General features: G+C 50.6%; 21 protein-coding genes and 1 pseudogene. 20 read left to right on the top strand and 2 right to left on the bottom strand.

Annotation, left to right across the window (positions count from 1 at the left end):
- Positions 1 to 78: 78 nt before the first annotated feature.
- Together FZE95_RS02010 and FZE95_RS02005 are read right to left on the bottom strand one after the other, a co-directional pair.
- Positions 79 to 1830: a polysaccharide biosynthesis tyrosine autokinase gene (locus FZE95_RS02010; protein WP_190324457.1), complete on the bottom strand. Its 1752-nt coding sequence runs from the start codon at positions 1828 to 1830 to the stop codon at positions 79 to 81.
- Between the two features lie 73 nt (positions 1831 to 1903).
- On the bottom strand, positions 1904 to 2344 hold the full coding sequence (locus tag FZE95_RS02005) for a low molecular weight protein-tyrosine-phosphatase (protein ID WP_150299129.1): 441 nt from the start codon (positions 2342 to 2344) through the stop codon (positions 1904 to 1906).
- 205 nt (positions 2345 to 2549) lie between these two features.
- On the opposite strand from FZE95_RS02005, the gene FZE95_RS02000 reads away from it, so the two are divergent.
- The 20 genes and pseudogenes from FZE95_RS02000 (at position 2550) to FZE95_RS01905 (ending at position 21675) form a co-directional block, all read left to right on the top strand.
- Positions 2550 to 3956: an MBL fold metallo-hydrolase RNA specificity domain-containing protein gene (locus FZE95_RS02000; RefSeq protein ID WP_150299128.1), complete on the top strand. Its 1407-nt coding sequence runs from the start codon at positions 2550 to 2552 to the stop codon at positions 3954 to 3956.
- 239 nt (positions 3957 to 4195) lie between these two features.
- Complete coding sequence (gene rfaH / locus FZE95_RS01995; protein WP_317845767.1) at positions 4196 to 4774, top strand: transcription/translation regulatory transformer protein RfaH; 579 nt, start codon at positions 4196 to 4198, stop codon at positions 4772 to 4774.
- A 168-nt stretch (positions 4775 to 4942) separates the two neighbouring features.
- Complete coding sequence (locus FZE95_RS01990) at positions 4943 to 6073, top strand: LPS O-antigen chain length determinant protein WzzB (protein WP_223824928.1); 1131 nt, start codon at positions 4943 to 4945, stop codon at positions 6071 to 6073.
- A gap of 250 nt (positions 6074 to 6323) precedes the next feature.
- Complete coding sequence (gene tviB, locus FZE95_RS01985) at positions 6324 to 7601, top strand: Vi polysaccharide biosynthesis UDP-N-acetylglucosamine C-6 dehydrogenase TviB (protein ID WP_150299126.1); 1278 nt, start codon at positions 6324 to 6326, stop codon at positions 7599 to 7601.
- A 121-nt stretch (positions 7602 to 7722) separates the two neighbouring features.
- On the top strand, positions 7723 to 8754 hold the full coding sequence (locus FZE95_RS01980; protein WP_150299125.1) for an NAD-dependent epimerase/dehydratase family protein: 1032 nt from the start codon (positions 7723 to 7725) through the stop codon (positions 8752 to 8754).
- Positions 8755 to 8782: 28 nt separating this feature from the next.
- Positions 8783 to 10297 (top strand): lipopolysaccharide biosynthesis protein, encoded by a 1515-nt coding sequence (locus FZE95_RS01975; protein WP_223824927.1) that lies wholly within the window; start codon positions 8783 to 8785, stop codon positions 10295 to 10297.
- Between the two features lie 7 nt (positions 10298 to 10304).
- Positions 10305 to 11288 (top strand): nitroreductase family protein, encoded by a 984-nt coding sequence (locus FZE95_RS01970; RefSeq protein ID WP_150299124.1) that lies wholly within the window; start codon positions 10305 to 10307, stop codon positions 11286 to 11288.
- A 54-nt stretch (positions 11289 to 11342) separates the two neighbouring features.
- On the top strand, positions 11343 to 11495 hold the full coding sequence (locus FZE95_RS20020; protein WP_150299123.1) for a Coenzyme F420 hydrogenase/dehydrogenase, beta subunit C-terminal domain: 153 nt from the start codon (positions 11343 to 11345) through the stop codon (positions 11493 to 11495).
- A gap of 62 nt (positions 11496 to 11557) precedes the next feature.
- Positions 11558 to 11896, top strand: coding sequence for a hypothetical protein (locus tag FZE95_RS01960; RefSeq protein ID WP_150299122.1), 339 nt, complete (start codon positions 11558 to 11560; stop codon positions 11894 to 11896).
- On the top strand, positions 11893 to 13008 hold the full coding sequence (locus FZE95_RS01955) for a polysaccharide pyruvyl transferase family protein (RefSeq protein ID WP_150299121.1): 1116 nt from the start codon (positions 11893 to 11895) through the stop codon (positions 13006 to 13008). The genes FZE95_RS01960 and FZE95_RS01955 overlap by 4 nt, the downstream gene beginning before the upstream one ends.
- A gap of 21 nt (positions 13009 to 13029) precedes the next feature.
- A complete protein-coding gene (locus tag FZE95_RS01950) occupies positions 13030 to 13962 on the top strand; it encodes a glycosyltransferase family 2 protein (protein WP_150299120.1) in 933 nt (310 codons plus the stop codon).
- A 173-nt stretch (positions 13963 to 14135) separates the two neighbouring features.
- Positions 14136 to 15209 (top strand): EpsG family protein, encoded by a 1074-nt coding sequence (locus tag FZE95_RS01945; protein WP_150299119.1) that lies wholly within the window; start codon positions 14136 to 14138, stop codon positions 15207 to 15209.
- 254 nt (positions 15210 to 15463) lie between these two features.
- On the top strand, positions 15464 to 16564 hold the full coding sequence (locus tag FZE95_RS01940) for a glycosyltransferase family 4 protein (RefSeq protein ID WP_223824942.1): 1101 nt from the start codon (positions 15464 to 15466) through the stop codon (positions 16562 to 16564).
- Positions 16534 to 17220: pseudogene (locus tag FZE95_RS01935) on the top strand (NAD-dependent epimerase/dehydratase family protein); the annotation flags it as partial. The gene FZE95_RS01940 and the pseudogene FZE95_RS01935, both read left to right, overlap by 31 nt.
- A gap of 6 nt (positions 17221 to 17226) precedes the next feature.
- The gene (locus FZE95_RS01930; RefSeq protein WP_263398676.1) at positions 17227 to 18354 is read left to right on the top strand and encodes a glycosyltransferase family 4 protein; all 1128 of its coding nucleotides are present in this window, start codon (positions 17227 to 17229) and stop codon (positions 18352 to 18354) included.
- Positions 18351 to 18962 (top strand): sugar transferase, encoded by a 612-nt coding sequence (locus tag FZE95_RS01925; RefSeq protein WP_150299117.1) that lies wholly within the window; start codon positions 18351 to 18353, stop codon positions 18960 to 18962. Before FZE95_RS01930 ends, FZE95_RS01925 begins: the two co-directional genes overlap by 4 nt.
- Complete coding sequence (locus FZE95_RS01920; protein WP_150299116.1) at positions 18955 to 19611, top strand: NeuD/PglB/VioB family sugar acetyltransferase; 657 nt, start codon at positions 18955 to 18957, stop codon at positions 19609 to 19611. Before FZE95_RS01925 ends, FZE95_RS01920 begins: the two co-directional genes overlap by 8 nt.
- 78 nt (positions 19612 to 19689) lie before the next feature.
- Complete coding sequence (locus FZE95_RS01915) at positions 19690 to 20874, top strand: DegT/DnrJ/EryC1/StrS family aminotransferase (protein ID WP_150299115.1); 1185 nt, start codon at positions 19690 to 19692, stop codon at positions 20872 to 20874.
- 52 nt (positions 20875 to 20926) lie between these two features.
- A complete protein-coding gene (locus tag FZE95_RS01910; protein ID WP_150299114.1) occupies positions 20927 to 21346 on the top strand; it encodes a nucleotidyltransferase substrate binding protein in 420 nt (139 codons plus the stop codon).
- Positions 21343 to 21675, top strand: coding sequence for a nucleotidyltransferase domain-containing protein (locus tag FZE95_RS01905; RefSeq protein WP_150299113.1), 333 nt, complete (start codon positions 21343 to 21345; stop codon positions 21673 to 21675). Before FZE95_RS01910 ends, FZE95_RS01905 begins: the two co-directional genes overlap by 4 nt.
- Positions 21676 to 22038: the final 363 nt, after the last annotated feature.

Below are 22038 nucleotides of genomic sequence, written 5' to 3'. Positions count from 1 at the left end.
TTCGCCCAGTGATATTTTGCCGAATTATACGTACCCAGCTCGGCCTGCAAAACCTGGCGAGCGAAGTTCGCCGAGCGGTCAGCTATCATCAGACTTGTACTCGTAGCGGTAGCGCAATTCGTCGTCGCGTCCGTATTTGGTCGTTTTGCGCTGCACTCCGTTCAACACCGCCCCTTGTATGTCGACCCCGCTCTTGGCGAACCGCTGTACCGCTAGTTCTATTTCTTTAACCGTGTTCATTCCCGACCGCGCAACGATCAGGCTCGTACCGGCCTGCATACCGATCAAGGCAGCGTCGGTCACAGCAAGGATGGGCGGCGCGTCTATCAGCACCACATCAAACTTCTGGCTCAGCTCCTTGATCGTCGTCTTGAAACCAGGTTGCGTCAGTAGTTCGGACGGATTCGGCGGGACCGAACCTCGAGGAATGAATGAGAGATTCTTGACCGATGTTTCGTATGTCACGTCATCCAGAAACTGCAGCCCATTCAAAACGTCTGACAGCCCCGGCATGGACCGGCGCCCGAAAATGCGATTCAACCGGCCCTTGCGCATGTCGCCATCTACCAGTACCAGGCGTTTGCCCGTCCCGGCAATCACCGCCGCGAGGTTACTGCTCACAAAAGAGCTCCCAGCGCCGGGCCCGGGACCGCAAATCATCACGATATTGCTATGCGCATCGACCATGGCGAAATGCAGGCTGGTGCGCAGGCTGCGACAGGATTCGATGGCCATCTCTTCTGGGTGCGCAGCGGCAAGAAGTGGAGCAGATTGCCTATTGCGGTGCGCAGAGCCAGCACGGTTGAGGGATTGCTGGCGCGCACTGAACGGCACAGAGGCGAATACCTCTAAACCCAGGCGTTCCAGTGCTTCAGGTCGCTGGATGTCGCGCCGGTGAAGCCGAAGCAATACTGCAACGGCTATCCCAAAGAAAAATCCAATAAGCGTAGCAAGCGCAATGACGGGAATTGGCTGGGGCCACACCGGGCGGCTGGTATCTACTTCGGCGGGATCAATAATACGCACGCCGCCTGCATTCAATACGCCGCCAGCCGTCGGGATGTTAGCGTCGCGTGTAAAGGGTTGCCCGGGCTGAAGCGGCGTTGCGGGCTCGTTATACGAGCGCTTAAGTTCAATATAAGCTCGGCTAACCTCCCGCAAGATGTCCCGGGCTTGTTCCGGCGCCTGGCTTTCCAGCCTGAGTTGAATGATGTCAGAGCCCGGACTCTTCTCCTTGATCTCCAACGCGTCCTGCAATTCCGCTATCAGGGTAAGCAAGTTTCGTTTTCGTATGACGAATTCGGTACCAGGCCTTGAGACGATCTCATCAATAAGCAGATCGAACTCCGAACGGTTTACTGGCCGACCCACCATGCCACTGACCAGCAGTCCACCGTCTTCATCCAACAGGACATAGCCAGAATGTCCGTCGTAGACGAGCCGTAGCGGGACGTTCTCGTAGTTACGCGGAACCTCCAGCTCAGCCACGCTGATGCTTTCGCCGCCCCAGGCAAAGGTGTTCAGGCCGAACAACGAATTCGCAAGAGGCTGATCTGGTGTGGGCTCGAACCGCTCGAATATCTTGTGGCCAATGAGTGGAACCAACCTGGGCGCGGCTTCGATCTCCAGCCCCAGCTCTTGTATTGCATGGCCGATTACATTCCGCGACTGCAGCAGCTCCATCTCGGAAAGGGCTGAGGTGGTTTGATCGCTTCGTTCAATCTGAATGACAGCGGTAGCCAGATAAACGGGCGGGGCGAGAAATGCGTAGGCGGTCCCCAGCAGGGCAAACGCAAGGGTAGAGGCGATGATCAGCCGCTTGCGAAACACGAGCGTTCTGAAAAATGGGCGGATGTAAGCCGACCGCAAACCTGGTTTGGAAGAGCGCCCTGATGAAGCCATGTTACTTCTTCAAATAAGGAAGCCAGGCATCCGATGCTTTATCAAGAATCCGGTACACATGTACAAAGGCTGGCTTGGCCTGACGGTAGGGATCAGGGACCTCGCATCCACCGAGCCAGCGGCCAAACAGGAATGTCTTGCCGCGTGCTTCGGGGGCCAGCTTGTGCACTGCCTGTATCTGCCGGTTCTCCATGGTGAGGATCAAATCAGCGGAGCGGACCATACGCGGCGTAATCTGACGCGCCTTATGACGGGGTAACGACAACCCCGCTTCGGCCATTATCGCGGCGGCAGTAGCATCAACGGGTTTGCCGACCATGGCGCCCAACCCCGCGGATGTGACCTCAACATCCATCCCCTCCAACTTGCTCTTCAAAATCGCTTCAGCGGTAGGGCTGCGGCAGATATTGCCAACGCAGACGATCAGTATGGATTTGAACATGTAAGGGCGAGACATCCGTTTAATAATGGCATTGGGGTAAGCAGCAACTTTAGGTTTATCGCCCTAACCGGTCAAGGCTCATGGCTACGACGGCGCCGGCGCTCAAGGTTCAGATTGGCTTGCAGGAATGCGAAATGCGTCGCGCTTTGAGGTGGGCTGCGCGGTTATGGTGGGGCTTCATGTCGATGCAACGGATTGCACAGCAATGACCAAATCCTTTCCTTACATACAGCACCACGGCGCGGTAACCGGCGTTACCGGCTCCTGCCACCAGTTATGGTTATCTCCAACGGCCAGCCTGCTTATCGACTGCGGTCTGTTTCAGGGCGCGGAAACCTCAGGCAATGGCGCCAATAGCAACAGCCTGCACGTTGAGTTCAAGCTCGAGACTGTCAAAGCATTGATCGCCACCCACGTACACGTCGACCACATAGGGCGCTTACCCTGGCTGATTGCTGCAGGCTTCAAGGGCGCTGTGCATTGTACTGAGCCCTCCGCGTTATTGATGCCAACCGTGCTGGAGGATGCCTTCATGGTTGGCGTCAAGCGCGATGCCATGCTGGCCGACCGGTTTGTCAGCCTTGTCGAGCAGCGGCTACAAGGCCATTCATATAAAACATGGGTAACGCTAATAAATGAGCCAGAACTCATCTGCCGGATACGCTTCCAAAGGGCAGGGCACATACTGGGCTCGGCCTATGTCGAGTGCGACATCCATTACCCGGCCACCGGGCACAAACGCCGCATCGTCTTCTCTGGCGACCTGGGCGCACCCAACGCCCCGATGCTGCCTGCACCCAAGCCACCCTTTCGCGCCGACGTCGTCGTGCTTGAAAGCACCTACGGCAATCGCAACCATGAAGACAGGCTCACCCGCCAGGCTCGCCTGCAAACCGTGCTTGAACAAGCCCTGTCAGACGGTGGCACGGTGTTAATCCCGGCGTTCAGCATCGGCAGAACCCAGGAGCTGCTCTACGAGCTCGAAGACATTCTGACCAGCATGGCCCGGCTGACGCTGCCGGTCATACTCGATGCACCCCTGGCGACCAAATTCACTTCGCTGTATCGCGAACTCAAACCCTACTGGAACGACGAAGCACTCAAGCGCGTCAGTCAAGGACGCAAGCCGTTAACCTTCGATCAGTTGCTAACCACAGAGAACCACGCGCAACACCTGGCCATGGTCAACCGACTCGCGAACACCTTCCAACCCGCAATCGTCATTACCGGCAGTGGCATGTGTAATGCCGGCCGTATAGTTAACTACCTCAAAGCCATGTTGGGCGACCCCCGGCACAACGTCGTGTTCGTTGGCTATCAGGCGCAGGGCACGCCCGGCCAGGCCATTCAACAATACGGGCCAAGGGGAGGGTACGTAGACCTGGACGGAGAACGCTTTGATATCAAAGCCGGCGTTCACACCATTGGCGGCTACTCCGCCCACGCCGATCAACGCGGCCTCACCCAATTCATCACCGGCATGCGCCACTGGCCCGAAGAGGTCAAACTGGTGCACGGCGACCCCCAAGCCAAACAAGCCTTAGCCACCAAGCTAACCGAGCAAGCCCAAACCAAAGGCCACACCCTGAAAGTAACCATCCCCACAGGCTAGTATCAAGAAAGCTACGCGCTACGACGGTATTTGGTCATGCCAACAATCCAGCCGCCCAATACGATTCCCCCTTTGACAAAGGGGGCTAGGGGGATTCGCTTTCAAAGATCCCGACCCACTCTTACTTCGCGATAGCCACGCACCCAGCCTGCACTAGCCACTCATCGCCCCCACCCCCACAAAGCTTGTAACAAACTCACCCCCCAAAGTAATATGCGCGCGAAATTGCTCGTCGCGGTATGCCAAGCCTGGACGCTAGGGGCAGCTCCGATATTCAACCATGCGCAGTTACCGGGAATCGGGACAGGATGCCAGTCGAAATCTCACCTTCGCCTCAATGGTACGTCGTGCAATGCAAGCCCCGGCAGGATGCACGCGCCGAGGAAAACCTGCGTAACCAGCACATCCCCTGTTACCGCCCAGTACGCACCGTCCAGGCTATCCGCCAGGGCAAAGCGACCCAAGTGGAAGAACCACTGTTCCCCGGTTATATCTTTGTTCATTTGTGCCGCCTCACGGACAGCTGGCATACCATCCGCTCTACCCGCGGCGTGCTGCGACTGGTGACCTTCGCCAATACGCCCGTTGCGGTAGAGCCCGGGCTGATTGACGACATAAAACGCCGCCTCGAGCAGCATCACGAACAACCCTTGTTTGCACCAGGTAGCACCGTCCATCTTACGGAAGGTCCGTTCAAGGATCTGGATGCGATTTTCAACAAAACGGATGGTGACGAGCGAGCAATAATCCTGCTGCAAATCCTGCAGCGTCAGCAGCAATTAAACGTCCCGCTGCGAATCATCAGATCGCCAGACTAATAACTGACACCCGGGGTAGAGAGCGTCTATCATTCTCTACCCCTTGGCCGCGCCGTGCTTGGATGGTTGATAGGCGGGCGGCTTGTACAACTCATTGACCTGTTCTCAAGAAATCGACAGCAAATCTTGGGGCGGTAGCGTGTTTGGATTTTGATAACGAGGCTATTTGTGTACGAAGACAGAAGAAAGCGCGTGCCACGCGAAGATATGGGCGAAATTGACCTGTTTGAGCTTTGCGGTAGCCTTTGGAAGGAAAAATGGCTGATCGTTGCTGTGACCGTACTCGGCGCTGCGTTAGCTGTCGCTTACGCTTTGACTATCACGCCAGTGTATAAGACCGAAGCTACCGTCATCCCGCCGCGTCAGAGTGATATCGCTGCGTTTAATGTAGGTCGTTTGTCTGTGTCCGCTGCGCAAAGGTCTTTAGGCGGCGAGTCGAACAATGCTGCGCCTCTCAGCGATTACACGGCAGAGCAGGTGTACAGCGTATTCAAGCGTAATCTGCTTTCCGCTTCCCTACGTAATGCCTTCTTTGAGCAGCATTACCTGCCGTATCGGGGTGTTGACCTAGCAGAAGAAGATGCCGCCGCCAGAGATAGCTTGCTGAACCGCTTTAACCAAACCTTAACCGTCAGGCAACCTGACCAGCGCGGGCGCCCCGATTATTACGAGGTCGCCGTAGAGCTGAAAGATCCAGAGCTTGCTGCAGCCTGGGCCAATCAGTACGTAAACGTTGCTGCAGAGCGCGCCACCCAAGAAATGGTCGAGAACGTACTTAGTGAAATCACCACGCGCAGTCGGGTAGCCGAGATCAGAATCGACGGTCTGCGCACCTTCGCGCAGCAGCAGCGCCAGGATCGTATAGCCCGGTTGAGAGAAGCGCTTGGCATCGCAACCGCGCTGGAAATCGAGAGCCCACAGATCACCGCAGGCCGTACCTCAGCAGACAGTGAACTAGCCGCATTCGTAGAAGGTGACTTGATGTATATGCGCGGTACACGTGCATTACAGGCAGAGCTGAATATGCTAGAAAACCGCGAAATTGACGATCCCTTCGTCCCTGAACTAAGGGCTTTAGAAAGCCAGTTGATGATGCTGCGCGGTATCAGTATCGATAAGGATGCGGTCTCGGTGTTTACGCTTGATGGCGCGGCAGACGTGCCGGAAACTCCCATTAAGCCAAGGAAGCCGCTAATAGTAGTTCTAGGTGCTTTGCTCGGCGGCATGCTTGGAGTAGTAATCGCTTTGCTACGAATTGCATTGAGGAATCGGAGTGCCCCCGCAACTACCGGCCCATGAGGCCTACCCGATAAAACCGAGCCCCTTGAAGCGTGCAGGCAATTATGGAGGGTTCAGTCGATCAACCCAGCCAGCAACTCGGGCCTCCTTATCAGGAAGCGACTGAGGCGGGAAGCCTGCGAATCCTCAGCTCGCGCGACCCACAGCGATTACCTTACGCCGTACAAGCCCAGCGCCAAAGGCCACGCCCCGTAGAGAATAGCTTCCAACTAATCTTCGCCACCAGCAAACCAAATCACCGGACCCCAACATGCTAGAACTCTCTGACATCAAACTAGCCATCATCGGCCTCGGCTATGTAGGCCTGCCCCTCGCAGTCGAGTTTGGCAAAAAGCGCTCCGTTATCGGCTTCGACATCAACCAGCCACGCATATCTGCTCTTCAGGCAGGCCACGACAGCACCTTGGAAGTCGACGATCAGGAGCTGAAAGAAGCCTCACAGCTCAGCTACTCAGCCAACCCGGCTGACCTCGCGCAAGCCAACGTTTACATCGTCACCGTGCCCACCCCGATTGACGCTCACAAACGTCCCGACCTGACGCCGCTGTACAAGGCATCCGAGACCATCGGTAAAACTCTTCAAAAGGGCGATATCGTCATTTACGAATCGACCGTATACCCCGGCGCTACTGAAGAAGAGTGTATCCCTGTTTTAGAAAAAGTCTCCGGCCTCAAGTTCAACGAAGATTTTTTCGCTGGCTACAGTCCTGAACGCATCAACCCCGGCGATAAAGAGCACCGCGTCACCACCATCAAGAAGGTCACCTCCGGCTCTACTCCGCAAGTAGCGGACCTGATCGACTCGCTGTATAACGAAATCATAATTGCCGGCACCCACAAAGCCACCAGCATCAAAGTAGCCGAAGCTGCCAAGGTCATTGAAAACACCCAGCGCGACCTAAATATCGCTCTCATCAACGAATTGGCTGTGATCTTCAACAAGATGGATATCGACACCGAAGCGGTACTCCAGGCAGCCGGCACCAAATGGAACTTTCTGCCATTCCGTCCCGGTTTGGTCGGTGGCCACTGCATCGGCGTTGACCCTTACTACCTGACCCACAAGGCTGAATCCATCGGTTATCACCCGCAAATCATCCTGGCCGGCCGCCGCTTGAATGACAGCATGGGCGCCTACGTAGTCTCCCAGCTGATCAAATGCATGATGAAAAAGCGCATCCACGTAGATGGCGCCAAAGTCCTGGTCATGGGCCTGACCTTCAAGGAAAACTGCCCGGACCTGCGCAACACCAAAGTGGTGGACATCGTCAAAGAGCTAGAGGAATACAACATTGCCGTTGATGTATTCGACCCCTGGATCTCCTCAACAGAAGCCCAGCACGAATACAACATTACCCCCGTAGCTGAACCCGAAATAAACGGCTACGACGGCATCATCCTCGCAGTGGGCCATAAGCAGTTCGTAGCCCTAGGTGCCGAAAACATCCGCAAATTCGGCAAACCCGAACACGTACTCTACGATCTCAAATACCTGCTAACAGCAGCAGAATCAGACCTACGCCTATAACAACGCTCCGCGACCCCCTGGGAATCGAGTTCCACCTCGACAAAAAGCGCCCCAGCGCTGCACTTATCAGTAATGTCGCCCTTTACATCGACAAACCACACCAGATCAAAAAGAAGCACCCATGACCCGCTACGAACAGCTCCAACAAGAACTCCCGGCCAACCCAAAAACCTGGCTCATCACCGGCGTAGCCGGCTTCATCGGCTCCAACCTACTGGAAACACTCCTAAAGCTCGACCAACGAGTCATAGGCCTGGACAACTTCGCCACCGGCTACCAACGCAACCTCGACGAAGTCCAAGGCCTGGTATCCGAAACCCAATGGCAACGCTTCACCTTCATCGAAGGCGACATCCGCAATCTCGAAGACTGCCACGCCGCCTGCGCTAATGCCGATTACGTTCTCCACCAGGCTGCCCTAGGCTCAGTACCGCGTTCGATAAACGACCCCATCACCACCAACAGCGTGAACATCGACGGCTTTTTAAACATGCTGGTCGCTGCGCGGGATGCAAAAGTTCAAAGCTTCACCTACGCAGCCAGCAGCTCCACCTACGGCGATCACCCAGGCCTGCCCAAGGTAGAAGACACCATTGGTAAGCCGCTATCTCCCTACGCAGTAACCAAATACGTCAACGAGCTATACGCCGACGTCTTCGCCAGAACCTACGGCTTCAACACCATCGGCCTGCGCTATTTCAATGTATTCGGTCAGAGGCAAGACCCTGATGGTGCATACGCAGCGGTAATTCCTAAATGGACCGCTGCCATGATCAAAGGCGAGGACGTTTACATAAATGGCGATGGAGAGACCAGCCGCGATTTCTGCTTTATCGAAAACACCGTGCAGGCAAACCTGCTTGCCGCTACCACAGAGCAGCCCGATGCGGTGAACCAGGTGTACAACGTTGCCCTAGGTGATCGGACCACGTTGAATGAATTGTTCCACGCTATAAAGCAAGCCTTGGCGCAAAACGGTGCCGTATATGCTGCGCAGCTTCTATACCGGGATTTTAGGGCGGGTGATGTGCGCCATTCACAGGCAGACATAAGCAAGGCCGGCAACCTGCTGGGCTACCAGCCTGGATTCCAAATAACTGAAGGTATCGAGATCGCCATGCCTTGGTACATAGCAAATACCAATGCCGGCTAGCATGGACCAAAGAAGCAAATACAAACGTATGGCTACGAACGCCGGCATGCTGTACTTCCGCATGTTGCTTACAATGGCGGTCACGCTATACACCTCGAGAGTCGTTTTACAGACTCTCGGCGTAGAAGATTTTGGTATATACCATGTAGTAGCGGGCTTCGTCACCATGCTCGGGTTTCTGCACGGAGCCATGTCGTCGGCTAGCCAGCGATTCCTCGCCTTCGAGCTTGGAAAGGCGGGTGACAAGGATATGCGTGGCATATTCAGCATGAGCATGAATATACATATTTTGATTGCGTTGATCGTGTTGCTGCTTGGTGAGTCGCTCGGCATATGGTTTCTGAATAATCACTTAACGATACCACCAGAGCGAATGGAAGCGGCGCGATGGGTGTTTCATCTTGCGCTACTTTCTTTCATGGTCACTATAATCAGCGTCCCCTATAACGCCCTGATTATTGCCCATGAACGTATGGGCGTGTTTGCCTGGGTAAGCATTATAGATGTGACGCTGAAGCTGCTGGTTGTGTTCATGCTGGGCTGGTTCGGGACGGATACGCTGATCCTTTATGGGCTTCTGAGCTTTGTTGTGGTTGCGCTCGTGTTCATGATCTATAGAGGTTACAGCAAAACACAGTTCTCTGAATCACGATTTCGACTGCACTGGAACGGGCAACTTTTCAAGGTCATGCTGTCCTATACCGGATGGAATCTGTGGGGCAATCTGGCAGCCGTCATGAGCGGTCAAGGCGTAAACGTCTTACTGAATATATTTTTTGGGCCCACCGTTAATGCGGCCAGAACAATCGCTATGCAGGCGTCGGGTGCACTTAACAGCTTTGTGCAAAGTCTACAAATGGCTGTTAATCCGCAGATAATAAAGTCCTATGCTGCGAAAGATATGGTGTATATGCATCGGCTTGTCTGTTACGGGGCGAAGTACAATCTATTCCTACTTATATTATTAACAGCGCCGGTCCTTGCGAATACTGAATTTATACTAAAACTGTGGCTGGGCACTGTACCTGAATTCGCATCATTTTTTTTGAAGTTAATGATAATTAATATTCTGGTTGACAGCGTTTCCGCTCCGCTAATAACCTCGGCCCAAGCTACTGGGAAAATAAAGCTCTATCAAACTGTTGTTGGCGGAATATTGTTGTTGAGTTTGCCTATAGCCTACTTTCTGTTGAAAGGAGGTGGCGAGCCGCAAGTGGTTATGTACGGGAGTATATTTTCGTCGGTGCTTGCTTTGATCGCCAGATTAACAATATTGAAAAATCTAGTAAATTTACCCCTTCCGTTTTATATAAAAGAAGTGCTTGGCCGCGGTGCGGTTGTCGCGATATCTGTTTTTTTGTTATTTGAATTTTCAACATATTACGCATTCCCGGACGTTGGATTTTTGATCAGTGCGTTATTGGTTACGGCATACATTATGTTGGCGGTAGGTTTATTTGGATTGGGTGCTTCCGAGCGAGTTTCTGTGCTGGTTAAGCTTAAATCTGTGAAGTTCCGCCTGAATAATTCTGCCTCAAAGTGAGTCATATATGCTCGAAATACTGAAAAGAAAAGCACGAAGTTTCGTATATTACCGAACACCGACTGGCGAGGCGCTTACAAAAGTTTATGACTTTTTCCATCACTTTAAGTACTCATTTAAAGAGTCAAGGATAAGCGATAAAGATCATCTGCGTTACTATTTAACCAAGCACTACCATATAATTGAAAAAGGTTTGGCCTTGCCTGAACCTAGGCTGGGTTTTGGGCAACCAAAAGTTCGAGATGTGATTGAAAAGGCGAAAGCGTATGAGGTCGAATATGGGGATGACGAGCTAACGTCGTCTATACGAAAGACACTGTTGGCGTATCAAGAATTCAATAAGAAGAATAATTTCGATCTCCCGAGCGATCTGAAATTACTGTTGAACTCCTTCATAGGATGCGCGGCCCCTACCGGAATAGGGGGGTTAAAACAAGTATGCAAAGAAACTGCTAGCCCTATTAACTTAGCGGAGTTCTCTAATTTTGCCAAGAGCAGGGTAAGCGTTCGTGACTTTGCTCCAGAACCAGTAAGTGAAGCGCTCATTTACGCCTCAGTTGAGGTCGCGCAGTCTGCCCCTTCCGTTTGCAATCGCCAAGGCTGGAAGGTTTACTGTCACACTGATAAATTAAAAATTAACGAAATATTATCATATCAGAATGGTAACTCTGGTTTTACCGACGTTATTGATAAGTTGATTATAGTTGCGGCTGATGGTAAAGCATTCACCAAATATGAAAGCAACCAAGTCTTTATTGATGGGGGGTTGTTTTCAATGAATTTAATGCTTGCTATCCATGCAGCAGGCCTAGGGGCATGCCCATTAAATACTTGTTATCCCAGTTTTCTGGAGAAAAAAGTGAAAATGGTTGCGAGCGTAGCTGCGAGCGATCGTTTGATTATGATGATTGCAGTGGGAAATATAAAGGATGAATACAGTGTGGCATGCTCAGCTCGTAATCCCGTCGATGATATTTTGAAATTCTTTTAGGATCTGGCAGATCCATTAGCGGCTTGAGGGCGCAGGAAAAGGTTACAGATAACAATGAAAGAAATTGGCGATATCTACGGTGAGGGTCCCTTTAAGGAAAATGCCTGTAATTTTTGCGAAGACGTAACAATCGAGCTTGCTGATATCTCTCTAGGAGACGCCTCGCTGCAGCCGTACAGCCAAGACGGGCAGGCCCCAGTGTTGTGATTACAAGGAGTCCGTTAGCTGAGAGGCTGATCCGGGAAGGTATGGAGTCAGAGGAAATCACAATGGAGAAGATTTCTTCCGAAACGATGCGAGCATCCCAGCAAGGTAGCTACAATCATCGGCATGAAGGGCTGTCGGTCAGATTAAAAGAAGCAAAAAGAAGCGGAATCTCTGTATCGCAAAAGCGCTATCGAAATAGGTCGGTGTCGTTAGATGTGCTAGTGGTTCAAAAGCTACGCAGGCGTGTTCGGAAGATAAGCCTGGCTGCTTGGAATGAAACAAATACCGCGAGCGCCTTCGATGCGAAAATGAAGCCGGAACTCGGAATGCTGAAAGTCGCTACCAAAATTGCGCAATATAGAAGGGGCGCAGCGAAGCGCATTAGAAGGGTATTAGAATGAAGATTGCAATACTAACACAGCCGTTGAGAAGCAATTACGGCGGAATAATGCAAGCGTATGCGCTGCAGAAGGTTTTGTCTGATTTTGGCCACGATGTTGTAACGATTGATAGGCAGTATGATAGAAAAAAACGTATAGCCCGCCTGCGGGATTTACTCAAACCAATTATCCATGTGATAACGGGAAGGGTGGCCAGACGTAGACTCTCGCACCGAGAACAAGAATATGTTTCGTCAAATATAAAATTGTTTATTGAACGGCACGTTGCTCGGTCTGAATGTATTAATACAGAGGCTCAGCTAGCGGCGCACTTTGAGTCAATATATTATGACAAGGTTGTAGTTGGAAGCGACCAAGTATGGCGACCTTGTTATTCGCCAAATATATATAACTATTTTGTTGATTTTTTGGAGACTGAGCTCCCTGTGATTTCGTATGCCGCTTCTTTTGGGGTGGATCATTGGGAATACTCGGAAAGGCAAACCCAAAAGTGCAGATCGTTGGTCGCTAAGTTTGCGGCAATCTCGGTGCGCGAAGAAAGCGCTGTATCGCTCTGCAAGGACAATCTCGGTGTCAAAGCTGTAGTTGTCTTGGACCCGACATTGCTGCTTTCGAGAGAAAATTATGAAAGTCTACTAGAGGTCCAAGACACGCCGGGGAGGGGCAAGGGAGTCTTTTTATATATTCTTGATCCGACTGCAGAAAAAAATGAAATTGTTAGTTCGGTATCGAGCAGTTTGGGTTTAGAGACTTTTGAATGCGGGCCCCAGCATCTCGTGGATACTCGTTCGCGCTACCAGCCTGATAAATATCCCTCTGTCGAGAGATGGATTGGTTCATTCCGCGATGCGGATTTCGTAGTTACAGATTCATTCCACGGATGCGTATTTTCACTGATTTTTAGAAAGCCATTCGTTGTTGTGGCAAATCATGATCGAGGAGCCGCAAGATTCAACTCGCTGCTTAAATTATTTAACCTTACTAGCCGGCTGGTCGATATCGATACAAACTTAAATAATGTCATAATCGAAGATATCAACTGGGGCGACGTTGAACTGCGGTGGGCCGAGCTTCGCGAGCACTCTCTTCGTTATATAGCTGATAATATATAAAAACTTAAGGCGGTACCCAATATGATGCATAAACCATTGGTGACTATAATTGTACCGTTTTTTAACCCGAATGACTTTTTTATAGAGTGTTTGGAAAGTCTAGAGTCTCAAGACTACGAAAGAACGGAGGTGGTGTTAGTCAACGATGGCTCTAGTGAAGAGTTTGTTAGAATTGCTGAGACGTTCACAGAGAAGAATGAAGGATGGGTGTTGGTATCGCAAGAAAATAAAGGCGTCGCTTCGGCTAGGCAGGCGGGGTTGTTAGCCTCCACAGGTGATCTGATTATACACGCGGATTCTGACGACGTTGTCCCTCAAGGCGCTCTATCAACACTTGTAGATAAGCAGATAGAGACTTCCGCGGACATAGTGCTTGGCAGCTATCTTGTGCGGCACAAAAGAACGGATTCAGTTGTGGCGGCTCCTGTTAGTATAACTCACCAGATGTTTTTAAAAGGGCTACTGTTGGGCGAGTTCCATGGTAGCCTTTGTAATAAGTTGTTGAGGCGAAGCCTGTATGAAGGTCTTAGTTTTAACTGCAATATGAATTACATGGAAGATAAATTGATGCTGGCAAGAATTCTTCAGAAAAGTTCTTATAAGATATCTTGTGTAAGCGAAGTCGTGTATATCTATAGGCAGCACGGTGAATCTACCACCGCATGCCTCGGCTTGGAGTCGATAGAGTCCGCAAGAAAAATAGACGATCTATTGAGAGAGCTATACTTTCATGCTCTTGATTCCGATACCCTCAGAAAGATGGCGCTCCAATCAAGACTTTTTCAAATATCACAGTGCGCAAGAAATGGAGTGAATGTATTTGATAAGTCAGATGAAGCCTTGCTGTCAAATAAGGAGATTCCAGTCAAAAGACGTTTTGTAGTATGGCTCGTTAAGTATAGATTAACAGCGTGTGTTAAATGGTATTATCAATTTAAAAAAATAATTATGTGATGTCAGCGGTGTTGCAGGTTGTTATATTGACAAAGTTAATATGGCTGGGGTGAAATATTTTTCTTTACGATAAAGTCTACAATGTTGTCACGTCAAAGGGATGTTCAGTAAATGTATGTTGTGGAATTCTATATAAAATTTACTGTTCTTAAAAAATTGAGAGTTAACTGATTATGCATCTGGTGGCTTCTTTCCTTTTGGTTAGTGTGATTTGTTTTTTTTCGGACTTGGCAGGCCGGCACCGCCGGGCCGTGAATGTTGTTATTTTGCTAATTGCTTTCCTGATCTTATTCGTTCCGCTTGCCGTTAGGCATGAGTCGGTTGGGATAGATACGCTCGCCTACTACAAGATATTCGACCTCATAGCTTCTGTGTCAAACCCTTATTCAACTCTGAGGTATGAGCTTGGTTATACAGTATTAAATCGATTGGTTTATTACTTTGATGGTCGAGCAAGTATAGTTATTTTTGTTTCTGCTGCGATATCTTTGGTGCCGGCTTTCTTTTTGCTTTACAAGTATGGGCGAAGCTATCTAATGTCTATTTCCATACTTTTAGGTATGAATATATATGGTTTTATGTTCAATGGGGTGAGGCAGGCGGTTGCTATGGGCGTGTTGATGCTTTCCCTTCATTTTTATCTGAAAGGTCGCACGGCTCTGTTTCTGGTTTTCGTAATTTTGGCGACAACGTTTCACTTCACGGCCATCGTTTTCCTAGCCCTGTTATTTCTTGACAAGGCGCGTATCGGAGCTAAGTTGGCAGTGCTTGCTTGGCTTGTCTCTATGTTTTTCGTATCCCCGTGGGGCGCGGGCCTGCTGATGCCCTACTTTAAATTTTTTGTGCCTTCGGATTATCTCCCGTATATTGAAGGAGGCGTAACCGACCAAGGACTTCGGGTTAGGTTTTTAGCTAATCAATTATTTTGTCTGCTCTGTATATTTTTTATTAATGTGCGTGAAAGCGCAAAGATAGATGAGACAGGGCTGACGCTACTTTACCTGACATTTTATGGGTTTTTGTTCAGTAACGTTGTTTCTCAAATGGGTTTTATGGATCGAATCCCATTGTATTTCAGCATGTTTGCGTTTATTAGTTTGCCCTATGTGGCCTCGTGTGTGGTAAACAGAAGAAGCTTTTATTTGCTTGTCGGGTTTCTCTTCGTTGTGTTTAGCCTCTTCTACCTACGAGGCTTGAGTCTAGGTTCCAATGGAATGCTTCCGTATAGCACAATCTGGAAATTATAGTACTTTGGCTAGTGGGGGGCGCTTTAGAATGGCGTTCCTTGCTGCCCTGCAGCGTGGGCTGGGTTCGCTCTTAATCTCCTGTTGTATGTTGCCGATTATTTTGAATTTTTAGGGTTGTTGTGCTGCAGGTTTTTTTGTTTATGGTGTCAGTGATTTTACTCGTTGTCTTAAATGAAAATATTTGGTAAGGATTCGACGAATTGGAAAAGCAGGCGAGATCTCAAGGATCGCAAAAATCATATGATTGCCCGGTTGTGCTTAATGTAATAAGTTCTCCTCAAGGTGGAGGTGCTGAGCTATTGGTTGCAGAGCTAACCAAGCGGTTGCCTAAATACGGTGTTGATTCATACGCTATTTATTTTGATGCTCCTTCTGGTTTCGCTCTCACAGAGCGAGAGTTTTCGTTAGGGGTTTCTGCCAGAAATGCTAGATCTGTATTATTGTTAAGGGCTAAGATCAAACAATTTTGTACAGATGATGCATATGTAGTCGTTCATGCGCACCTGACCTGGCCATTTTACTACGCGGCGCTTGCGTGTGTTGGTCTTCCTGTAATGCTTGTATACACAGAGCATAGTACGACAAACAAGCGTAGGGATATTCCTTGTTTCAAATATCTGGAGAGGTTCGTGTATTCTAGATACGATAGGGTTGTATGTATTAGTAATGGGGTAAAAGCTTCGCTTAGCAAATGGTTGTCGGCTGGCGGAATGCGGTCTGTTCAAACTATTAATAACGGTGGAAGAACCTTTGCTCTGTGTCATCGGCCAAATGTTGCGGGACCCATAAAGCTAGTTTCGGTTGGTTCATTAAATTTCCGTAAAGGTTTTGATGTGGCGATCAAGGCAGTTGCTCTTCTGCCCCGTGGAACAGTTAGAGAGTATATTATAATTGGCGAGGGCCCTGAACGGCCACGCTTGACTGATCTCATTAACAGACTAGGTTTGGCCGATATAGTAAGGGTTTTGGGTTGGCGTGATGAGCTAGAAGAGTATTTCCACAATGCAGACATACAGCTTATTCCTTCAGTATGGGAAGGATTCGGGCTGGTTGCTGTGGAAGGTATGTCAACGGGGCTTCCAGTTATAGCGTCTGATGTGGATGGCCTAATAGAGGTCCTTTCCCCTGAATCAAATTTCGCTGCCTTGTTGGTTTCTGATCATAGGGTCCCAGAGCGATGGGCTGAAAAAATAGCAAGTGTTACAGGCAAGCTCAAAGTCGACCGCTTGAAATTATCTCGTGCATCAAGTACTCAAGCGAAAAAATTTACTTTGGATAAAATGGTTGAGCGTTACGCAGAGTTATATAGATCGCTATATCTGCGACCAACTCCACCAATACTGATGGATTCCTGAATATGCTGGTCGCCGCGCGCGCTGCTGGGGTAAAAAGCTTCACCTACGCTGCCAGTAGTTCTACCTATGGCGATCACCCAGCGCTGTCCAAGGTGGAAGAGAACATCGGCGAGCCCCTGTCACCCTACGCAGTAACCAAGTACGTCAACGAGCTATATGCCGATGTGTTTGCCAAAACCTACGGCTTCAACACCATCGGCCTGCGTTATTTCAACGTATTCGGCAAACGCCAGGACCCCAACGGCGCTTATGCGGCGGTGATCCCCGAGTGGGCGGCATCCATGTTGTTGGACGATGATGTGTTCATCAACGGCGACGGCGAAACCAGCCGCGACTTTTGCTTTATTGAAAACGCCGTGCAGACCAACCTGCTGGCCGCCTCGGCGGATGACAGCGCCAAAAATGAAGTATACAACGTTGCCGTGGGCGACCGCACCACACTGAATGATTTATACCGTGCGCTTCAGGCTGCCTTGGCTGAAAACGGCAAGCCCCATGAAAAAGCCCCTGTGTACCGTGACTTCCGTGCCGGTGATGTGCGTCATTCGCAGGCGGATATTAGGAAGGCTGCAGGTAAGCTGGGCTATGCGCCGGAGTATCGCATCATGGAGGGCATAGCCAAGGCGATGCCCTGGTACATTGAGAATGTGGGTTAAGCAGTTGTGAAAAAGCGTTTTTTAATGGTGGCCGGCTATCCCGATTCTTTGCTGAACTTTCGCGGCCCACTGCTGCGTGCACTGTTGGCTGCTGGGCTGGATGTTCATGTAGCAGCACCGGATTTACCAGCGAACAGCGAAGTAAGACAACGCTTGGAAGCTTTGGGCGTTCAGGTACATGAAGTTCCACTCAACCGGACAGGGATTAATCCATTTTCTGATTTGGGTTCACTTTTTAACCTTTGGCGGTTGATGCGGCGCTTAAAGCCCGATTTCTCTTTGGCTTATACAATAAAACCGGTTATTTATGGGAATGTAGCCGCTTGGTTAGCTGGAGTACCGTATCGTTTTGCGTTGATTACAGGGTTGGGGTATGCGTTTCAGGGGGAGGCTGGTCAGCGTTCTTGGCTGAAGCGTATTGTACGAAATTTGTACCGGTTTGCGCTTGCGAGGGTAAACAAGGTTTTCTTTCAAAATCCGGATGATGAAGCCTTGTTTTACGACCTGGGTATTCTTGACTGGTCTAATCGTAAGACGGTTGTTGTGAATGGTTCTGGCATTGATGTTGATAGTTTTACTGTTGCCCCTTTTCCTGAAACGACTCAGTTCCTGCTTATTGCAAGATTGCTGGGCGATAAAGGTGTGCGGGAATACGTGCAGGCTGCAACGGCAGTGCGTAAGCAGTACCCTTGGGTGGGTTTTGGATTGGTTGGCTGGATAGATGAAAACCCGGATGCGATTGATAGCGCTGAGTTGCAGAGCTGGGTCGATTCCGGTGTGGTTAAGTTTTATGGTCGTTTGACCGATGTAAAACCTGCTATTGCTGATAGTAGCGTTTATGTTTTGCCTTCTTACCGTGAAGGAACGCCGCGTACCGTTTTGGAAGCCATGGCGATGGGCAGAGCGGTTATTACAACGGATGCACCGGGTTGTCGGGAAACCGTTGTACATGAAAAAAATGGTTTTTTAGTGCCGGTTAAGTCGGTGACAGGGCTTGCTGCTGCAATGATCAATTTTATTGAGAAGCCAGAGCTGGTTGTTGGAATGGGGTACGAGTCTCGGTTGTTAGCAGAAGCAAAATACGATGTTCGTAAAGTGAATGATCACATGTTGCGGGAAATGGGTATCCAATGATCAAACGCCTTTTTGACCTGTTCGCTTCTTGCTTTGGCTTGCTAGTTTTATCACCGGTTATCGCCATTGTTGCCTGGAAAGTTCGTAAAAATCTCGGTTCGCCGGTTTTGTTTAAGCAAGTACGCCCCGGAAAAGGTGGTAAGCCCTTTAAAATGGTGAAATTCCGAACCATGAAGGATGCCATCGACTCAGCAGGCAACCCTCTGCCGGATTCCGAGCGGCTGACGCCCTTTGGTCAGTTTTTACGCTCATCCAGCCTGGATGAGTTGCCCGAACTGTGGAATGTACTCAAGGGCGAGATGAGTCTGGTTGGGCCGCGTCCTCTGCTGATGGAGTACCTGCCGTTGTATTCGGCTGAGCAGTATCGTCGCCATGAGGCGCGTCCTGGAGTGACGGGGTGGGCGCAAATCAATGGTCGCAATGCGCTCGGCTGGGATGAGAAGTTCAAGCTGGACGTATGGTACGTCGACAATCAATCGCTCTGGCTAGATGTCAAGATTCTGGTTTTGACGGTTAAGAAAGTGCTGGTGCGCGAAGGTATTAGCGCTGAGGGTGAGGCGACCATGAGCCGATTTTTTGGAAATGATTCTGGAGAAAAACATGACTGAAACGATTATCGGCATATATGGTGCGAGTGGTTTTGGCCGGGAGGTCATGCCCCTCGTCAAAACGCATTATCACTCGATATCCGCGGACGTTCGCTTTGTTTTTATCGATGACGGCGTTAACAGTACTGAGATTAATGGCTTCCCAGTATGGGATTACTCCGGATTCCTTTCGTACGACGCTATCAATAAATTTGTAGTGTTAGCTATTGCTGACAGCGGCGTGCGGGAAAAGCTCGCCATCAAATGTGAAAACGATGGTTTGAGCGTGCTTCAGGTTACTGCCGATAACACCGTGGTTTTGGACGAGGTCGAGGTCGGTGAAGGGGCTATTCTTTGTCACTTTACGCAGCTGACCTCGAACATCCGGATTGGCAAGCACTTTCATGCCAACATCTATAGTTATGTCGCGCACGACTGTGTTATAGGCGATTACGTGACGTTTGCGCCTGGGGTCAGGTGTAATGGAAATGTTCACATAGAAGACCATGCTTATATCGGTACGGGCGCGATAATAAAGCAAGGAACTCCCGCCAAACCGCTCGTAATTGGTAAAGGTGCAGTAGTCGGCATGGGGGCTGTTGTGACTAAGGATATCCCGCCCGGTGTCACTGTGATAGGTAACCCTGCAAGGTTGTTGGTAAAGTCTTGATTTTTTGGGCAACTAGCTTTCATTTGTGAACACTTTTAAAGCCGGAATGTCCGGCTTTTTTGCATTCAAAGGTCCTTCATGCTTAACACTCCTGTTTCTCCCTGGCCTTCCTTCACTGAGGAAGAGGCTAACGCTGTGCGTGATGTTTTGCTTTCCAATAAAGTCAATTACTGGACTGGTCAGGAAGCCCGCGAATTCGAAAAGGAATTTGCTTCCTGGGCTGATTCCGGTTTTGCGATCGCTTTGACCAACGGTACGGTAGCATTGGATCTTGCGTTAAAAGCACTTGAGGTAGGCCCTGGCGATGAGGTCGTTGTGACCTCTCGTACCTTTCTCGCCTCTGCTTCAAGCATCGTGACGGCCGGCGCGGTACCGGTGTTCGCAGACGTGGATGCCGACTCGCAGAACATCACAGCAGAAACGGTACGCGCAGTACTGACTGAGCGCACCAAGGCGATCATCTGTGTGCATCTTGCTGGTTGGCCATGCGATATGGATCCGATCATGGCGTTGGCGCAGGAGCGCGGGCTCTATGTGATTGAGGATTGCGCGCAGGCGCATGGCGCACGCTATAAAGGGCGTTCGGTTGGTTCGATTGGTCATATCAGTGCCTGGTCTTTCTGTCAGGACAAGATCATGACCACCGGTGGTGAGGGTGGCATGGTCACAACCAATGACCGTGAGCTCTGGAAGCGCATGTGGGCGTACAAGGATCATGGCAAGTCCTGGGATGCCGTGTATGAGCGCGAACACCCGCCTGGATTTCGCTGGCTGCATGAGAGCTTTGGCACCAATTGGCGCATGACTGAGATGCAAGCCGTTATCGGGCGCATTCAGCTGAAGCGGATGACTGAATGGACTGCAGCCCGTACCCGCAATGCCGAGCGTATTTGGGAGACCTGTCGGAAGTTCGATGTGGTACGTGTGCCTGAGTTTGATAAGGCCAACGGCAATGTGCATGCTCACTACAAATGTTATGTACAGGTGCGTCCTGAGAACTTGGGGCCGGGATGGGATCGGGATCGTATCGTTAATGAAATAGCGAGCCGAGGTGTGCCGTGTTTGCAGGGGTCCTGCTCTGAGGTGTATCTGGAGAAGGCCTTTGATAACACTGGCTGGCGGCCTGCTGAGCGTTTGCCTGTTGCGCGGAAGTTGGGTGAGACAAGTTTGATGTTTTTGGTCCATCCGACATTGACTGAGGCGGAGATGGATAAGACTTGTGTTGTGGTTGCGGAGATACTGGCGGAGGCAGGGCGGGGTTGATCGCTTAGACGGTCGTGGGTGCTAACACAGTTTCTAAATCCAGGAGAAAGTGATGGGCGATCCGGACATTCGATGGGTGCAGCGTTTGGCGAACTTCAAGCGGGCGCGCGCCAGGTTGACAAGCGCTGTGGAGTTGGCGGGTACGCGAGATCTTAGTGACCTTGAAAAGCAGGGGCTGATTCAGGCGTTTGAGTTTGTGTTTGAATTGGCCTGGAATGTGATGAAAGATTACTTTCTCTATCAAGGCAATCCAGCCATTACAGGGTCCCGCGACGCCATCCGCCAGGCTTTCAAGCAAGGGTTGATTGCGGACGGCGAAGGGTGGATGGAAATGATCAAGAGCCGCAACCAGTCTGCTCATACTTACAACGAATCGGTTGCTAACGAAATAACCGACAAGATCCTCGATAGTTACCATGGCTTATTCGCCCAGTTTGAAGGCGACATGCAGACCAGGGCCGAGGAGGTATGAGCGTGGCGTTGTACGGGCTGCCAGCATTGGCGATTGATCACCTCTGTGAGGTGTTCAGGCGTTGGCCGAAGATTGATGCGGTGTTGCTTTATGGGTCCCGTGCTAAAGGTAATTATCGCTCTGGTTCGGATATTGATCTCGCGATAAAGGGGGAGGGTCTGACGTTTTCCGATCTTCTTGCGATTGAGAATGAGATTGATGATTTGCTTCTTCCCTGGTCGGTGGATCTTTCTTTGATGGGGGAAATCGATACGCCTTCGTTGGTTGAGCATATTGAGCGGGTTGGGGTGGTGTTTTATGAGCGCGGGGATGGGGGGTTGGCTGGTTAGGCTAGTGGGCAGAGGGTCCCAGTCCTGGGGCGGCCTGCGGCCGCCGTCGTGCCGGCGGTTCGGCGTCCCGAGGCGGCACTCCTACCTTGTGATGTGTGAGGTATGAAGCTTTGGGGCGTCCTGTGGACGCCATCGCGGCGAGTCGCCCCTCCTACGATATAGCTTTTGCGTTGTTCCTTAGCAGCGGGACTGGCGGTGGTCGTGTTGGCTGGCATCTGCTTCGTTATGATTTGGTTTTCGAGGGAACTTCGGGCCCAGAAAACGTTCCACACAACAGGCAGGTTGGCGTTCCTTTCATGGCTGGCTTGCGCCCCGCAGGCTTATGGCATGCATGGACTACTGACATCGATTTTCAATACATGG

Source organism: Pseudomonas profundi, assembly GCF_008638305.1.
Lineage (GTDB): Bacteria > Pseudomonadota > Gammaproteobacteria > Pseudomonadales > Pseudomonadaceae > Halopseudomonas > Halopseudomonas profundi.
This window is presented reverse-complemented; position numbering and strand designations above follow the sequence as displayed.

Coding starts and splice junctions, on each gene's coding strand:
- FZE95_RS02005 (WP_150299129.1), bottom strand. CDS start 2,344: ATGTTCAAATCCATACTGATCGTCTGCGTTGGCAATATCTGCCGCAGC.
- FZE95_RS02000 (WP_150299128.1), top strand. CDS start 2,550: ATGACCAAATCCTTTCCTTACATACAGCACCACGGCGCGGTAACCGGC.
- rfaH (WP_317845767.1), top strand. CDS start 4,196: ATGCCAAGCCTGGACGCTAGGGGCAGCTCCGATATTCAACCATGCGCA.
- tviB (WP_150299126.1), top strand. CDS start 6,324: ATGCTAGAACTCTCTGACATCAAACTAGCCATCATCGGCCTCGGCTAT.
- FZE95_RS01980 (WP_150299125.1), top strand. CDS start 7,723: ATGACCCGCTACGAACAGCTCCAACAAGAACTCCCGGCCAACCCAAAA.
- FZE95_RS01975 (WP_223824927.1), top strand. CDS start 8,783: ATGGCTACGAACGCCGGCATGCTGTACTTCCGCATGTTGCTTACAATG.
- FZE95_RS01970 (WP_150299124.1), top strand. CDS start 10,305: ATGCTCGAAATACTGAAAAGAAAAGCACGAAGTTTCGTATATTACCGA.
- FZE95_RS20020 (WP_150299123.1), top strand. CDS start 11,343: ATGAAAGAAATTGGCGATATCTACGGTGAGGGTCCCTTTAAGGAAAAT.
- FZE95_RS01960 (WP_150299122.1), top strand. CDS start 11,558: ATGGAGAAGATTTCTTCCGAAACGATGCGAGCATCCCAGCAAGGTAGC.
- FZE95_RS01955 (WP_150299121.1), top strand. CDS start 11,893: ATGAAGATTGCAATACTAACACAGCCGTTGAGAAGCAATTACGGCGGA.
- FZE95_RS01950 (WP_150299120.1), top strand. CDS start 13,030: ATGATGCATAAACCATTGGTGACTATAATTGTACCGTTTTTTAACCCG.
- FZE95_RS01945 (WP_150299119.1), top strand. CDS start 14,136: ATGCATCTGGTGGCTTCTTTCCTTTTGGTTAGTGTGATTTGTTTTTTT.
- FZE95_RS01925 (WP_150299117.1), top strand. CDS start 18,351: ATGATCAAACGCCTTTTTGACCTGTTCGCTTCTTGCTTTGGCTTGCTA.
- FZE95_RS01920 (WP_150299116.1), top strand. CDS start 18,955: ATGACTGAAACGATTATCGGCATATATGGTGCGAGTGGTTTTGGCCGG.
- FZE95_RS01915 (WP_150299115.1), top strand. CDS start 19,690: ATGCTTAACACTCCTGTTTCTCCCTGGCCTTCCTTCACTGAGGAAGAG.
- FZE95_RS01910 (WP_150299114.1), top strand. CDS start 20,927: ATGGGCGATCCGGACATTCGATGGGTGCAGCGTTTGGCGAACTTCAAG.
- FZE95_RS01905 (WP_150299113.1), top strand. CDS start 21,343: ATGAGCGTGGCGTTGTACGGGCTGCCAGCATTGGCGATTGATCACCTC.